Origin of the sequence: Streptomyces sp. NPDC058678 (genome assembly GCF_042714835.1) — a bacterium.
Taxonomy (GTDB): Bacteria; Actinomycetota; Actinomycetes; order Streptomycetales; family Streptomycetaceae; genus Streptomyces.
This window is the reverse complement of record NZ_JBHXSG010000027.1, coordinates 114,338-127,506: the sequence shown is the minus strand read 5'-3', so window position 1 is coordinate 127,506 and position 13,169 is coordinate 114,338. Positions and strand designations below refer to the sequence as shown.

Annotated in this window: 14 protein-coding genes and 1 pseudogene; 5 read left to right on the top strand and 10 right to left on the bottom strand. The window is 72.6% G+C overall.

From position 1 onward, the window contains the following. The 5 genes from ACFWWR_RS24360 to ACFWWR_RS24340 form a co-directional block, all read right to left on the bottom strand. Nucleotides 1-194 (bottom strand): hypothetical protein (locus ACFWWR_RS24360; RefSeq protein ID WP_384305265.1); only part of this gene is annotated, 194 nt, incomplete at its 3' end. Further along, on the bottom strand, nt 191-3,049 hold the full coding sequence (locus tag ACFWWR_RS24355) for a DEAD/DEAH box helicase (protein ID WP_384305263.1): 2,859 nt from the start codon (nt 3,047-3,049) through the stop codon (nt 191-193). The genes ACFWWR_RS24355 and ACFWWR_RS24360, both read right to left, overlap by 4 nt. A 99-nt stretch (nt 3,050-3,148) precedes the next feature. Next, nucleotides 3,149-3,724: a sugar kinase gene (locus ACFWWR_RS24350; RefSeq protein WP_383861853.1), complete on the bottom strand. Its 576-nt coding sequence runs from the start codon at nt 3,722-3,724 to the stop codon at nt 3,149-3,151. Continuing rightward, entirely contained in the window at nt 3,721-4,869 is a 1,149-nt protein-coding gene (locus ACFWWR_RS24345) for an ROK family glucokinase (RefSeq protein ID WP_217238968.1), read from the bottom strand. The genes ACFWWR_RS24350 and ACFWWR_RS24345 overlap by 4 nt, the downstream gene beginning before the upstream one ends. 232 nt (nt 4,870-5,101) lie before the next feature. Continuing rightward, nucleotides 5,102-5,839 carry a GntR family transcriptional regulator gene (locus ACFWWR_RS24340; RefSeq protein ID WP_383862108.1) on the bottom strand — a complete coding sequence of 246 codons (738 nt, stop codon included), beginning with the start codon at nt 5,837-5,839 and terminating at the stop codon, nt 5,102-5,104. Between the two features lie 130 nt (nt 5,840-5,969). On the opposite strand from ACFWWR_RS24340, the gene ACFWWR_RS24335 reads away from it, so the two are divergent. Beyond that, nucleotides 5,970-6,992 carry a Gfo/Idh/MocA family oxidoreductase gene (locus ACFWWR_RS24335; protein WP_383861850.1) on the top strand — a complete coding sequence of 341 codons (1,023 nt, stop codon included), beginning with the start codon at nt 5,970-5,972 and terminating at the stop codon, nt 6,990-6,992. Between the two features lie 82 nt (nt 6,993-7,074). Here ACFWWR_RS24335 and ACFWWR_RS24330 read toward each other — a convergent pair whose 3' ends face one another. Continuing rightward, a complete protein-coding gene (locus tag ACFWWR_RS24330) occupies nt 7,075-7,755 on the bottom strand; it encodes a response regulator (RefSeq protein ID WP_384305261.1) in 681 nt (226 codons plus the stop codon). An 86-nt stretch (nt 7,756-7,841) separates the two neighbouring features. Beyond that, nucleotides 7,842-9,092 carry a histidine kinase gene (locus tag ACFWWR_RS24325; RefSeq protein WP_384305259.1) on the bottom strand — a complete coding sequence of 417 codons (1,251 nt, stop codon included), beginning with the start codon at nt 9,090-9,092 and terminating at the stop codon, nt 7,842-7,844. Between the two features lie 179 nt (nt 9,093-9,271). Between ACFWWR_RS24325 and ACFWWR_RS24320 the strand changes: the two genes are divergently transcribed. Further along, the gene (locus ACFWWR_RS24320) at nt 9,272-9,466 is read left to right on the top strand and encodes a hypothetical protein (RefSeq protein WP_383861841.1); all 195 of its coding nucleotides are present in this window, start codon (nt 9,272-9,274) and stop codon (nt 9,464-9,466) included. A gap of 8 nt (nt 9,467-9,474) precedes the next feature. Here ACFWWR_RS24320 and ACFWWR_RS24315 read toward each other — a convergent pair. Next, nucleotides 9,475-9,612: pseudogene (locus ACFWWR_RS24315) on the bottom strand (ribonuclease domain-containing protein); the annotation flags it as partial. A 114-nt stretch (nt 9,613-9,726) separates the two neighbouring features. On the opposite strand from ACFWWR_RS24315, the gene ACFWWR_RS24310 reads away from it, so the two are divergent. After that, nucleotides 9,727-9,960 carry a hypothetical protein gene (locus tag ACFWWR_RS24310; RefSeq protein ID WP_383861838.1) on the top strand — a complete coding sequence of 78 codons (234 nt, stop codon included), beginning with the start codon at nt 9,727-9,729 and terminating at the stop codon, nt 9,958-9,960. A gap of 3 nt (nt 9,961-9,963) precedes the next feature. Next, nucleotides 9,964-10,191, top strand: a complete 228-nt coding sequence (locus ACFWWR_RS24305; protein WP_383861835.1) for a hypothetical protein — start codon at nt 9,964-9,966, stop codon at nt 10,189-10,191. Between the two features lie 76 nt (nt 10,192-10,267). Here the strand turns inward: ACFWWR_RS24305 and ACFWWR_RS24300 are convergent, their stop codons facing one another. After that, nucleotides 10,268-10,891 carry a dihydrofolate reductase family protein gene (locus tag ACFWWR_RS24300; RefSeq protein WP_383861832.1) on the bottom strand — a complete coding sequence of 208 codons (624 nt, stop codon included), beginning with the start codon at nt 10,889-10,891 and terminating at the stop codon, nt 10,268-10,270. 176 nt (nt 10,892-11,067) lie between these two features. Between ACFWWR_RS24300 and ACFWWR_RS24295 the strand changes: the two genes are divergently transcribed. Beyond that, nucleotides 11,068-11,817, top strand: coding sequence for an SDR family oxidoreductase (locus ACFWWR_RS24295; protein WP_383861829.1), 750 nt, complete (start codon nt 11,068-11,070; stop codon nt 11,815-11,817). Nucleotides 11,818-11,992: 175 nt separating this feature from the next. Here ACFWWR_RS24295 and alc read toward each other — a convergent pair whose 3' ends face one another. Continuing rightward, nucleotides 11,993-13,123 (bottom strand): allantoicase, encoded by a 1,131-nt coding sequence (gene alc / locus ACFWWR_RS24290; protein ID WP_383861826.1) that lies wholly within the window; start codon nt 13,121-13,123, stop codon nt 11,993-11,995. Nucleotides 13,124-13,169: the final 46 nt, after the last annotated feature.

The window sequence follows — 13,169 nt, the reverse complement described above, 5'->3', positions numbered from 1 at the left end:
GGTGCCGTGTCTCCCTCTGACGACTCGGCATCCCCGGCCTCCGCGGGCGCCCTTCGCCGCCCAGCATCCCCGGCATCCCCGGCCTCCGCGGGCGCCCTTCGCCGCCCGGCATCCCCGGCCGCCTCGCGGCCGGCGGCGCGCTCCCGGGCCTGCTGGAGTGCGCGGCGTGCCTGGTCGGCGGGGTGGGGGGTCACTGGGTCCTCCGCAGGGAGACCAGGTCGGTGAGTTCGCGGTCGGTCAGTTCTGTGAGGGCGGACTCGCCGGAGCCGAGGATCGCGTCGGCGAGTGCCCGCTTGGCCTCCAGCATCTCGGCGATGCGGTCCTCGACGGTGCCCTCGGTGATGAGGCGGTGGACCTGGACGGGCTGGGTCTGGCCGATGCGGTAGGCGCGGTCGGTGGCCTGTTCCTCCACGGCCGGGTTCCACCAGCGGTCGAAGTGGACGACGTGGCCCGCGCGGGTGAGGTTCAGGCCGGTGCCGGCCGCCTTCAACGACAGCACCAGGACCGGGGTCTCCCCGCTCTGGAAGCGGTCCACCATGCGTTCGCGCTCCGGTACCGGTGTGCCGCCGTGCAGGAGGTCCACCGGGACCGCGCGGGCGGTGAGGTGGGAGGTGATCAGGCGGGCCATGCCGACGTACTGCGTGAAGACGAGCGCCGAGCCGTCCTCCGCGAGCAGCGTGTCCAGCAGTTCGTCGAGCAGGGCCATCTTGCCGGAGCGGGCGGCGAGCCGGTCGGTGGCCGCGGCCGGAACGTCCTCCTTGAGGTAGAGCGCCGGGTGGTCGCAGATCTGCTTGAGGGCGGACAGCAGCTTGAGCACCAGGCCGCGGCGGCCGATGCCCTGCGCGGTCTCGATGGCCAGCAGCGACTCGCGCACCACCGCCTCGTAGAGCGCGGCCTGTTCGCGGGTGAGCGGGACCGGGTGGTCGGTCTCCGTCTTGGGCGGCAGCTCGGGGACGATGCCGGGGTCGGACTTCTTGCGGCGCAGGAGGAAGGGGCGCACGAGGCGGGCCAGCCGGGCGACCGCCTCGTCGTCCTCGCCGTTCTCCACGGCGCGCGCGTGGCGGGCGCGGAAGGACTTCAGGGGGCCCAGCAGGCCCGGTGTCGTCCAGTCCAGCAGGGCCCACAGCTCCGACAGGTTGTTCTCCACCGGCGTGCCGGTGAGGGCCACGCGCGCGGAGGTCGGGATCGTGCGCAGCGCCTTCGCGGTCGCCGAGTACGGGTTCTTGACGTGCTGGGCCTCGTCCGCGACGACCATGCCCCAGGGCTGCTCGGCCAGTCGCGGTGCCGCCGACCGCATGGTGCCGTACGTCGTCAGGACGAAGCCGCCGTCGAGGTCGTCCAGGCTGCGGTCCGGGCCGTGGAAGCGGCGGACGGGGACGCCGGGCGCGAACCGGGTGATCTCCCGCTGCCAGTTGCCCAGCAGGGAGGCCGGACAGACCACCAGTGTGGGTTCGGTCCGGGCTCGGCGCAGGTGCAGGGCGATGAGGGTGATGGTCTTGCCGAGTCCCATGTCGTCGGCGAGGCAGCCGCCGAGGCCGAGGGAGGTCATGAGGTCCAGCCAGGCCAGGCCGCGGAGTTGGTAGTCGCGGAGGGTGGCCTGCAGGCCGGGTGGCGGCTCCGCGGGCCGCACGCCGGCCGTCAGGCGGTCGCGCAGGGTGGCCAGGGCGCCGGCCGGGACCGCCTCGACCGTCTCGCCGTCGACCTCCGCGCTGCCGGTGAGGGCGACGGAGAGCGCGTCGACCGGGTCGAGCAGGCCCAGTTCGCGCTTGCGTGCCTTGCGGACGAGGGCGGGGTCGACCAGCACCCACTGGTCCCGCAGCCGGACGACCGGGCGATGGGCCTCGGCGAGCGTGTCCATCTCGCCCTCGCTGAGCGGATCGCCGCCGAGCGCCAACTGCCAGCGGAACTGGAGCAGTTCCTCGCTCTCGAAGAAACCGGTGCCGTCGGTCGCCGAGCCGGGCGCGGGTCGCACCACCGCGGCCGCGGTGAGGTCCTGCGCCAGGTCCCGCGGCCAGTGCACGGCCACGCCGGCCGCCGCGAGCCGGGTCGCCGCCACGCCGAGCAGGTCGCCCAACTCCTCGTCGGACAGGGCCAGTACGTCGGGCACGTCCTGCTCGGAGAGCCGGTCGAGGGGCGGCCACACACGGGCCGCGCGCCGCACCGCGAGGGCCGCGTCCACGCGCGTGCGGGGGCCGAAGGCCGCGTCCGCGTCGCCCGCCCACAGGGCGGCCGCGTCGACCACGAGGGTGGGGTCGGCGAGGCTGTGCACCTGGACGATCGCCGCGCCCGCGTGGCGCGTCCCGTCGCCGCTGCTGTCGAACAGGTTGTACGCCGACAGGTCCAGGCGGAGTGAGATCCGCACGCCCGCGTCCATGCCGGCGGCGACCTCCGCGGCCCAGTCGGCGGCGCCGGGCAGCCGCTGCGGCTCGCGCGCCGCGAACGGCTTGCCGGAGGCGAACGCGGCGGCCGGGGTGCGGGGCAGGGTGTCCGCGACCGCGTCCAGGAAGGAGCGCATCAGCGCTTCCGGTTCGGGCAGCCGGATCGCGCCCGGGCCGGGCAGCGGGACCGCGTGCCCTTCGTACGGCAGGGCGGCCGCGACCGCGCGCAGGTGGGCGATGTCGTCCGGGTCGAGGGGGCCGGCCCGCCAGGCGTCATGGCCGGTGGCCGTCAGGCCGGGCAGCAGTCGGCCGCGGGCGGTGAGCCGCAGCGCGTGCAGCGCGGCCGCGCCCCAGCAGGCGGTGGCGGGGTGGGCGGCGGGATCGCGCCGGGCGCCGACGAGGAGCGGCAGGGCTTCGCCGAGGGGCAGCGACAGCGCGGGGACCGCCCTGCGGCGTACTCCGCCACCATGTCGTCGTACGACGGTGAGCTCGGTGTCGGCCGCGCTCGGCCGCCCGTCCTCCGGGTCCCAGAAGGCCATCCGTCCCTCGCGCGGGAGGGGCGCGGGCAGGAACACGGCCGCGAGCCGGACGGGGACGGAGCGGTCCGCCGACGCCGGGGACGCGACCGCTCGGCCCGGGCTGCCGGGCGTCACCGCCGCCATGTCGCTCATACGTCCTGTCACCTCCCGCCCCTGTGCCGGACCAGTCGTCTTCGACTCTACGGGCGGGCTCTGACAATCGGCTCCGGCGACCGGCGGGGGCCCGTCGTTCTAGGGAACCGTGCGCGAGACGACGTAGACCATGGGCGAGACCGGTTTGGACAGGTTCACGACGATGTCCTGGGTGGGGGCCGGGTTCTTCTGCGTGTGGACGAGGCCGAACCACGGGCCCGGGCCCTTGAACGACCAGCCGCTGACGCTCTGGTCACGTGTGCTGATGGTGATTTCGCCCTGTTCGAGGTCCTCCCGGTTGACGCCCACGCCGGTGAGGAAGGCGTCGAGACCGGCGGCACTGGTCCGGAACTGGACGTAGAGGCGGCTGGTCTTCCAGTTGTTGGTCTCGTAGTAGGCGATGTGGTCCGCCGGGTGCGGGACCGGCACCTGGTAGAGGCGGCGCTGCACCTTGGACGGCCAGCCCTCGCTGAGGCCGGTGGCCGAGTACTTCGCCTCCTTGTCCTTGCCGCTGTCGCGGCTCTGGTTCGCGGAGATCACGAGGTAGCCGGCCGGGACACCGATGAGCAGCACGATGATGAGCAGCGTGAGCGCCCGGCGCCGGTTCCGGTGCCGGCGGTCCTCCTGCGACGGCTCGTCCGGGGTCATGGCCCGGCGTGGCAGTGACGCGGTCACGCCGTGTCCTGGGACGTCCGGCGGGCCTCCGTGTACCGCTCGTACCGCTCGTACCGCTCCACCCGGCGGCGCTTGGCGCGGCGGAAGCGGCGGGCGACCAGGCGGGACAGGTCGGCGGCGCCGACCATGCCGGCCTCGGGGCCGAGCTGGGCGCGGACGATCCGGGCCTCGGGGCGGTAGCCGCGGCCGGTGAGCTGCCGCTTGAACGCGTCCCGCGCGGGGCCGATCAGCAGGCCGTCGGCGGCCGAGACACCGCCACCGATCACGAAGCAGGACGGGTCGAGGGCGGCGGCCAGGTTGGCGATGCCGACGCCGAGCCACTGGCCGATGTCCTGGAGCAGCTCGATGCACATGGCGTCGCCCTCGCGGGCCAGCTCGGTGATCATCGGGCCGGTGATGTCGCCGATGTTGCCCTTGACGTGCTCGATGATCCCGTACGCCACCGGGGAGTCGGCCGCGGCGAGTTCGCGCGCCTCCCTGACCAGGGCGTTGCCGGAGCTGTACTGCTCCCAGCAGCCGCGGTTGCCGCACGGGCAGCGGTGGCCGCCGGGCACGACCTGCATGTGGCCGAACTCGCCGGCGACGCCGTACTTGCCGCGCTTGACCTGTCCGTCCTCGAGGATCGCGCCGCCGATGCCGGTGCCGAGCGTGATCATGACGAGGTGGTCCTCGCCGCGGCCCGCGCCGAAGCGCCATTCCGCCCAGGCGGCGGTGTTGGCGTCGTTGTCGACGAGGACGGGCACGGACAGCCTGCTGGAGATGCGGTCCCTGAGGGGCTCGTTGCGCCAGGACAGGTGCGGTGCGAACAGGACGCGGTTGCGGTCGGCGTCGACCCAGCCGGCCGCGCCGATGCCGACCGCGTGCACGTCGTGGCGGTCGGACAGGTCCAGGACCAGCTCGACGATCGTGTCCTCCACGACCTTCGGGCTCTTGGACTTGTCCGGGGTCTCCGTGCGCAGTTTCTCCAGGATGTTGCCGTCGGCGTCGACGACGCCCGCCATCACCTTCGTGCCGCCGATGTCGATACCGACGGTGGGCACGCGGGGTGCGGTGAGGTGCGAGCGGCGCTCCCTCGTGCCGACCGTGCGGAGCGCTGGCGCGCGGCGGGAGCCGATGGGGGCGCTGAAGTTGCCGTAGGTGCTCATCGGCCCTGATTCTGCCTCACGGTTGCGGTGGGTGCCGTGCGGGGGAGGAAAGGGGCGGTTCCTGTGACGTGTCGGGCGCGGGTCGGGTGCGACTGCCATCATCGTGCCCCGCTTCGGCAGCACGAATCCCTCTCATACCAGGTGGGCGTGCGGCTCGCGACGATCTTGCTTCCGGTGACCGGGGCCGGCTCGGCCGCTTGTCCTGACAATGCGACGAACCGGAACCTTGTCTTCAGGGTCGTACGAGCAGCTGGAACTCGAAGGAGTAGCGGGTGGGCCGGTAGGTGTGGCTGCCGAACTCGACCGCTCGGCCGGTGTCGTCGAAGGTCGTGCGCTGCATGGTGAGCAGCGGGGCGCCGGCCTCCTCGGCGAGCCGCTCGGCCTCGACAGCGGTGGCCGCGCGGGCGCCGATGGACTGCCGCGCACTGTGCAGCGTGATCCCGGCGGCCCGCATCATGCGGTACAGGCCCGTGGCCTCCAGCTGCCCGGTGTCCAGGTCGAGCAGCCCGGGCGGCAGGTGGTTGCAGAGGTACGCCATCGGCTCGCCGTGCGCCAGACGCAGCCGTTCCACCCGGTGTACGTCGCTGTCCTCGGCCACGCCGAGAGCGGCCGCGATCTCCGCGGTCGCCGGGACGAGGGTGTTGACGAGGACTTTCGTCGCGGGGCGCTGGCCTGCCGCCTCCAGATCGTCGTAGAGGCTGCTGAGCTCCAGGGGACGCTTGACCTGGCTGTGCACGACCTGGGTGCCGACGCCGCGGCGGCGCACCATCAGGCCCTTGTCGACGAGCGACTGGATGGCCTGGCGGACGGTGGGCCGGGACAGGCCGAGCCGGGCCGCGAGCTCGATCTCGTTGCCCAGCAGGCTTCCGGGCGTCAGGGCTCCGTGCTCGATGGCGGCCTCCAACTGCTGGGACAGCTGGAAGTACAACGGCACCGGGCTGCTCCGGTCCACACTGAGCTCGAGCGTCACGGTCGGGTCCACTCCTGGTTTCGGCACGGGGCCGAGCGTAGCTCCGCGGATGGTTGACGGGAAGTTGTGTAGTTCGATTGTCCGGACATACGCATTGACAGCCTGCCGGGTCTGCACGCAGGTTGGTCACATGCGCATCGGAGTCATCGGTACGGGCCGCATAGGCACCATCCATGCGAACACCCTCAGCCGACACCGGGAGGTCGGCTCCTTGATCCTCACGGACGTGGACCCCACGCGGGCCCAGGATCTGGCCCACCGGCTGGGCGAGACGGCGGCGCCGGGAGTGGACGAGATCTTCACGTGGGGCGTGGACGCAGTGGTGATCACGACGGCGACGTCGGCGCACGCCGAACTGATCGGTCGGGCAGCACGCTCGGGGCTCCCCGTGTTCTGCGAGAAGCCCATCGCGCTGGATCTGGCGGGCACCTTACAGGCGATCGGTGAGGTCGAGACGGCCGGAACGATCCTGCAGATGGGGTTCCAGCGTCGTTTCGACGCGGGCTACACGGGCGCGCGGGACGCGGTGCGCTCGGGACGGCTCGGGAGGCTGCACACCGTGCGGGCACTGACGTCCGACCAGGCGCCGCCGCCGGCCGCGTATCTGCCCGTGTCCGGCGGGCTGTACCGGGACACCCTGATCCACGACTTCGACGTCCTGCGCTGGGTGACGGGACACGAGGTCGTCGACGTGTACGCGGCCGGGTCCGACGCGGGCCCCGCGATGTTCCGCGAGGCGGGCGACATCGACACGGGTGCGGCGCTGCTCACCCTGGACGACGGCACGCTCGCCACGGCGACGGCGACGCGGCTGAACGGGGCCGGGTACGACGTGCGCATGGAGCTCGCCGGGGAGCTGGACCAGATCGTGGTCGGCCTGGACGACCGGACGCCCATCGCGTCCACCGAGCCGACCGGGCCGCCGGCCGCGGACAAGCCGTGGACGGGGTTTCTGGAGCGGTTCGGACCTGCGTACGAGGCGGAGCTGTGCGAGTTCGTCGAGGTCGTACGAGGTGCGCGGCCGAACCCGTGCGACGGCCGCGAGGCGCTGCAGGCCTTGCGGATCGCCGAGGCGTGTGAGGTGTCGCGGCGGGAGCGGCGGGTCGTGGGGCTCTCGGAGATCGCGGGCGCGGCCGGCGCGCCGGTGCTGTGACGGGGCACCGCCCCTTCGACCCCGCTTCCCCCTCGCCTCCTCCCCCGGCGTCCCCTCCCCCGGACGACGCGCGGTGCCGCGGTCAGCGCCCGTCCTCCTCCAACTCCTCCAGCAGCCCCGCGTCGTAGGTCAACAGGGCGATCTGCACCCGGTTGTTGAGGTCGAGCTTGGCCAGGATGCGGGAGACGTGGGTCTTGACCGTGGCGACGCTCATGAAGAGCGCGGCGGCGATCTCGGCGTTGGACAGGCCCCGGCCGACGGCGACGGCGACCTCGCGTTCGCGGTCGTTGAGGGCGGCGATCCGGGCACGCGTGCGCGTGCGGCGCGTGTCGGCGGCGGTTCCGACGGCGTGCTGCATCAACTGGCGGGTCACGGTGGGCGACAGGACGGGGTCGCCTGCCGCGACGCGGCGCACCGCGTCGACGATCTCGGCGGGCGGGGTGTCCTTGAGGACGAATCCGGCGGCGCCCGCGCGCAGGGCCCACAGAACCTGCTCGTCGGCGTGGAAGGTGGTGAGGACCACGACCTGCGGGGCCTCGGGCCGGCCGCGCAGCCGCTCGGTGGCGGTCAGGCCGTCCACCGACGGCATCCGGATGTCCATGAGGACGACATCCGGGCGGGTGCGGTCTACGAGCTCCTCGACCTCGCCGCCGTCGGCGGCCTCACCGACGATCTCGATGTCGTCGGCGCCGCCCATCATCAAGGACAGGCCGGCCCGGACCAACGGGTCGTCGTCGACGAGCAGCAGTCTGATCGCAGTCATGGGGGCTACGTAATCACGGTTGCGCCGCGGGCGAATCACCGTTGTCGCGGGTGAGTTGGGGGCGGCGGAACCACCCGCCGCAGGGGTCACCGCCACGGCAACCACGCCCGCACCCCGAACCCCCCGCCATCCTCCGGCCCGTGCTCCAGACGGCCCCCGGCCAGCGTCGCGCGTTCGGTCAGACCGATCAGCCCCTGTCCGGAACCGGGGACATGGGGGACCTGCCCGTCGGGCGCCGGATTGCGCACCGACATGGCCAGGCCCTCCCCCGGGGCGCCGGTGACGGACACCGTGACCTCGGCGCCGTGGGCGTGCTTGCGGGCGTTGGTGAGGCCCTCCTGGGCGATGCGGTAGGCGGTGCGCCCGACCGAGGCCGGGACGGCGGCGGAGTCGGTGACACGGCTGTCGAGGGTGACCTTCATCCCGGCCTCGCGGGACTCGGCGACCAGCGTGTCGAGCCCGGCGAGCGTCGGCTGGGGGCGGCCCGCGTCGTCGGAGTCGCCCGCCCGCAGGACGCCGATGATCTCCCGCAGGTCCTGCAGGGCCTCGTGCGCGCTCTCCCGGATGACACCGGCCGCCCTGGCCACCTCCTCGCGGGGCGCGTCCGGCCGGAACTCCAGGGCGCCGGCGTGCACGCTCAGCAGGGTCAGCCGGTGCGCGAGCACGTCGTGCATCTCCCGGGCGATGGCCTCGCGGGCGAGCCGCTGCGCCTGCTCCGCGCGCAGCCGTGCCTCCGTCTCGGCACGCCGGGCGCGGTCGCGCAGGCTCAGCATGAGCTGCCGCTTGGACCGTACGAACATGCCCCAGCCGGTGATCGCCACGGTGAGGAGCAGGGTGAACACCACCGCCGGCGCGTACGACAGGTCGGGGTCGGGGCGCACCCACAGCAGGAGCGGGATCAGGACGAGCTGCATGCCGCCGACCCAGGCCGCGTACCGGAACGGCCGGTGCACGGCGAGCGTGAACAGGGCGACGACGCCGGCGCCGGCCGAGGTGGTCGAGACGAAGGCGAGGGGGATCGTCGCGACGGCGAGACCGAGGGGCCACCGGCGGCGCAGCCATACCGCGGCACAGGCGAGGGCGCCCAGCAGCTGGTCGGTCACGACGACGGCGTGCGGGAGGTCGGGATCGTCGGAGAGGGTGTCCGCGACGGCGAGGCCGATGACGACGGCCAGCAGGAAGCCGAAGAAGTCGACGATCCAGTCGCGCGCGGTCCGCCGGGGCCGCCGCCCGGCCCGGCCCGCCTCGGGGTCGAGCTCGTGGATCACGGCGGAGGGCAGCAGCCAGCGCCACCCTGGGAAAGCAGGCGTTTCGGACGCCGTCTCGTCACTGCTCACGGTCGACGAATCTATGCGGGGGCGGCCCGTGGCACCTCCGGATGCACCGGTTCCGCGACCAAAGTCGCGGCATCGAAGACTTTCGGCGCGGCAGGCCCGACGGGATCGGGGACTTCCGTCGGACGTGCCTCGCCCCGCGGCCGATGTGGGTGGGGGGTCCGCGGGGCGAGGGTCCTTCCATGAAGCAACTGCTGGAGCTGCTCGGTCTTCTTGCCCTGGTGCAGGGCGCGATGGGTCTGCTGCACGAGTTCACCGACTGGCACGTGGGGTTCGTGCAACGGATCGGCTTCCTCGACGGCTACGAGATCTACGCGAGCGTCACCTTGGTCGTGCTGGCGTTCGCGCTGTTCGCCGTGGCCGAGAGCCGGCGGTGACGCCCGGCTCAGCAGTCGTGGTCGACCAGGTCGAACGAGGCGTAGTCGTCGGCCGTGTAGTGGTCCTCCTGGTACGCCTCACCGGTGGCGATGCGGCGAGCTCCGCGCGCGGACGAGCCGGGCGTGATGACCGTGTACTCGTGGTAATCCGACCGCACCACTCTGACCTGGGCTTATGAGGGCCGAAGCGGACGGGTGAGACCTACGAGCCGCTGCGGCGCAAGCCAGGGCTGCGTCCGCCCCACGGCACGGAGGTCGGCTTGTCCGTCACGTTGACGTTCTGGGACGTCCTGCATCACCTGGGCCGCGGGCCGGCGCTGTCCCAGCGCGGTGCCTCGCGCGGGCCGGCCGAGCACTGGGGCAGTCTGAAGTACTGCCAGGCGCTCAGCGCCCGTACCGAGACCCAGCTCAGCCTGCCGCAGGAGGGCAACCTGCTCGGCCTGTCCGACGAGGGCAATCGGATCGCCATGTACTACAAGGCGCTGCAGTCCTAGGAGTTGGGACACGCCTTCGCACTGGCCGTCAGCGAACAGATCCTCACCCGCCGCTATCCGGACCACAACGTGTCATTCGTCCGCGCCGACACCGCGCTACGGGCCGGCTGGACGCTGACCAGCCTTCTCGGCGGCGAGCTGGCCGAGCCGGCCGTCGCCGAATCGACCCCCACCGCCCCAGCTGAGGCGCCGATCCGGGTGGCGCGTGGGGGGTATCTCATGACCCGATGACGACGCGCATAGAAGATGGCATATCAATGACAACTCCGGAGATTTTCCCGTCAAGTCCGATGAGTTTTTCGGGAAGTTAACCTTCGGGGAGCTCGTAGGTTCCGTACTCCGGACGGCCGGTCACGTCGTACGACTGGATGGAGACGCCCGCCCCCGTGACCTGCCCGCCGACGTGCCGGAAGGCGGTCGGTACGGCGCCCTCGGCGAACAGGCGGCGACCGGCACCCAGCACGACCGGGAAGGTCAGCAGGTGGACGGTGTCGACGAGGCCGAGGTCGAGCAGCGACCGGGCGAGGGCACCGCTGCCGTGCACCTGGAGCTCGCCGTCGGTGCGCTCCTTGAGGGCCGTGACCTCCTTGGCCAGGTCGCCGCCGATCACGGTGGTGCCGGACCAGCCGGGGTCCGTGAGGGTCGCGGAGGCGACGTACTTCGGCAGGGCGTTCAGCTTCGAGGCGACCGGATCGGCCGGATCGGTGTTCTTCGGCCAGTACGCGGCGAAGATCTCGTACGTACGACGGCCGAGGAGGAAGGCGCCGACGTGGTCGAAGACGCCGTTGACGAACCGGCCGAAGTCGTCGTCCCAGTACGGGACGGTCCAGCCGCCCTGCCGGAAGCCGTCGCGTGTGTCCTCCTTGGGGCCGCCGGGGGCCTGGTGGACGCCGTCGAGGGTGACGAAGGAAGTGAGGACGAGCTTGCCCATGGGGGCGCCTCCTGCTCTTGAGTGGGGGTCTGTTGCCATCAGGGCAGACCCGACCGGCACCCGCAACTCAGCGGTCGGCGGTGGATCACCTCCTGTGACCGCCGACGGTCTCGACGGGCGAACTCGATGTCCGTACACCGCCAGCGTCCGGGGCCGCCGGCCGGTGGGATGGATGCATGACGACTTCCCATGGATCTCTGAACGACAAGGTGGCCCTCGTGACCGGCGGCAGCCGTGGCATCGGCGCGGCGACGGCTCTGCGGCTGGCCCGTGAGGGCGCGGATGTGGCGCTCACCTACGTGGACGGCAAGTCGGCGGCCGAGGACGTCGTACGGTCCGTCGAGGCGCTCGGGCGCCGGGCCGTGGCCCTGCGGGCCGACTCCGCGGACGCGGACGAGGCGGCGGGGGCGGTGGCACGTACGGCTGAGGCGCTCGGGGGGCGGCTCGACGTGCTGGTGAACAACGCGGGCGTGGGCGCGCTCGGGCCCCTGGAAAACCACTCGCTCGCCGACGTGGACCGCGTTCTGGCCGTCAACGTGCGTGCCGTCTTCCTGGCCTCACAGGCGGCCGCCGCACGGATGGGCCCCGGCGGCCGGATCATCACCATCGGCAGCTGCATGACCCAGCGCGTGCCGGGGCCCGGCGGCACGCTCTACGCGATGAGCAAGGCGGCCCTGACCGGCCTGACGAAGGCCCTCGCCAGAGAGCTGGGCGGGCGGGGAATCACGGCGAACATCGTGCATCCCGGGCCCATCGACACGGACATGAACCCGGCGGACGGGCCGTTCGCGGCGGGCCAGGCGGGTATGACGGCACTGGGGCGTTTCGGCAATGCCGAGGAGGTGGCGTCCACGGTCGCGCATCTGGCGGGGGCGGAGTACGTCACGGGCGCGGAGTTCTCGGTGGACGGGGGGTTTGCGGCGTGATGCCGGGGGCGGTGGGGTTTCGCCCCCCGCCGCCCCTTCCCGTTGCCCTTCCCGTTCCCGTTCCCCTTCCCGTCCTTCTGGGGCTCGCCCCAGACCCCGCTCCTCAAACGCCGGAGGGGCTGATTTCAGCCCGTGCCCCCAGGGACGGGAAGGCGGGGGCGCGGCCCGCCCTGCGTCAGCCGCCCAGCTCCTGATGACGTGCCGACAGCGCCGCGGCGCCACTTTCCGTCAGCGAGCCGAACAACCGCAGCCGGGAGATCCCGCCGTCGGGATAGATGTCCACGCGCGCGTGCGTACCGACGGCCGGCGTCGGGAGGACGAAGCGGTGGTTGGTGTCGGGCTGGAGGCGGGTGCGCGGGAGGATCTCCGTCCACGCACCGTCCGCTCCGTCCCGCACGGACACCGACGCCCAGCCCGCGCTGTTGCCCTTCAGGTACGCCGTGTCGATCTCGATCGCGCGGATCCGGGACCGGGCGGCCAGGCGGTAACGGATCCAGTCGTTGCCCTGGTCGCGGCGCCGGCGCGTCTCCCAGCCGTCGTCCATCTTGCGGGAGCGGCCCGGCTGGATGGTGTTGGAGGCGGGTGAGTAGAAGAGGTTGGAGGCGTCCTCGGCCCGGCCGCCGTTCTCCAGGGCGACCACGTCGAAGGTGCCGAGGACCTCCAGCCACTTCGGGTCCGGGACGACCTCGCCGTACACACGAAGGCGCGCGATGCCGCCGTCGGGGTGCTGGTTGACGCGCAGGTGCGTGAAGCGCTGTTCGACCGACACCGCGAAGCCGTTCGCCGCGTGGCCGCCCACCGCCGTACGGGGGACGAGCGTCGTCCACTTCACGTCACCGGACAGCAGCTCCTGCGGCGAAGGAGACCCCGGCACCGACGTGCCCTCGATCGACACCGCCTGCGGGTAGTTGCCGCGGAAGTGGGCCGTGTCGACGACGATGCCGCGGACGACGCCGGGGGCACCGAGGCGGACCAGCGCCCAGTCGTGGTCCTCGGCCGTCGGCCACGGGTGGTCGGCGGAGGCTCCTCGGCGGCGCCTGGTCTCCCAGCCGTCCATGATCTTGCCCTTGTGCCCGAAGTGCTCGGGGTCGAACTCGGCGGGCCCGGGAACCAGCAGGTTCTCCCGCTGGGCGAAGAACTCGTCGTTGGCGGCGATCACCGCGGCGCCGAGCTGCCGGTCGGCGAGGTCGGTGTACCGGGTGAAGGGGAAGTCGGCGGTGCGGTAGTCCGCGTACGGGTCACCGCCTCCGTAGGGGTTCGCGTCGCCGGTGAAACGAGCCAGAGGGGATGCGGGCTGCGCCGTCACGAAGTGTGCCTTTCAGGATTCGGCCGCTGCGGGTGCGGGAGCGGAA

Bases quoted from the DNA above. Each gene is read 5' to 3' on its own strand.
- ACFWWR_RS24355 (WP_384305263.1), bottom strand. From the start codon at position 3,049: ATGAGCGACATGGCGGCGGTGACGCCCGGCAGCCCGGGCCGAGCGGTC.
- ACFWWR_RS24345 (WP_217238968.1), bottom strand. From the start codon at position 4,869: ATGAGCACCTACGGCAACTTCAGCGCCCCCATCGGCTCCCGCCGCGCG.
- ACFWWR_RS24335 (WP_383861850.1), top strand. From the start codon at position 5,970: ATGCGCATCGGAGTCATCGGTACGGGCCGCATAGGCACCATCCATGCG.
- ACFWWR_RS24330 (WP_384305261.1), bottom strand. From the start codon at position 7,755: ATGACTGCGATCAGACTGCTGCTCGTCGACGACGACCCGTTGGTCCGG.
- ACFWWR_RS24320 (WP_383861841.1), top strand. From the start codon at position 9,272: ATGAAGCAACTGCTGGAGCTGCTCGGTCTTCTTGCCCTGGTGCAGGGC.
- ACFWWR_RS24300 (WP_383861832.1), bottom strand. From the start codon at position 10,891: ATGGGCAAGCTCGTCCTCACTTCCTTCGTCACCCTCGACGGCGTCCAC.
- ACFWWR_RS24295 (WP_383861829.1), top strand. From the start codon at position 11,068: ATGACGACTTCCCATGGATCTCTGAACGACAAGGTGGCCCTCGTGACC.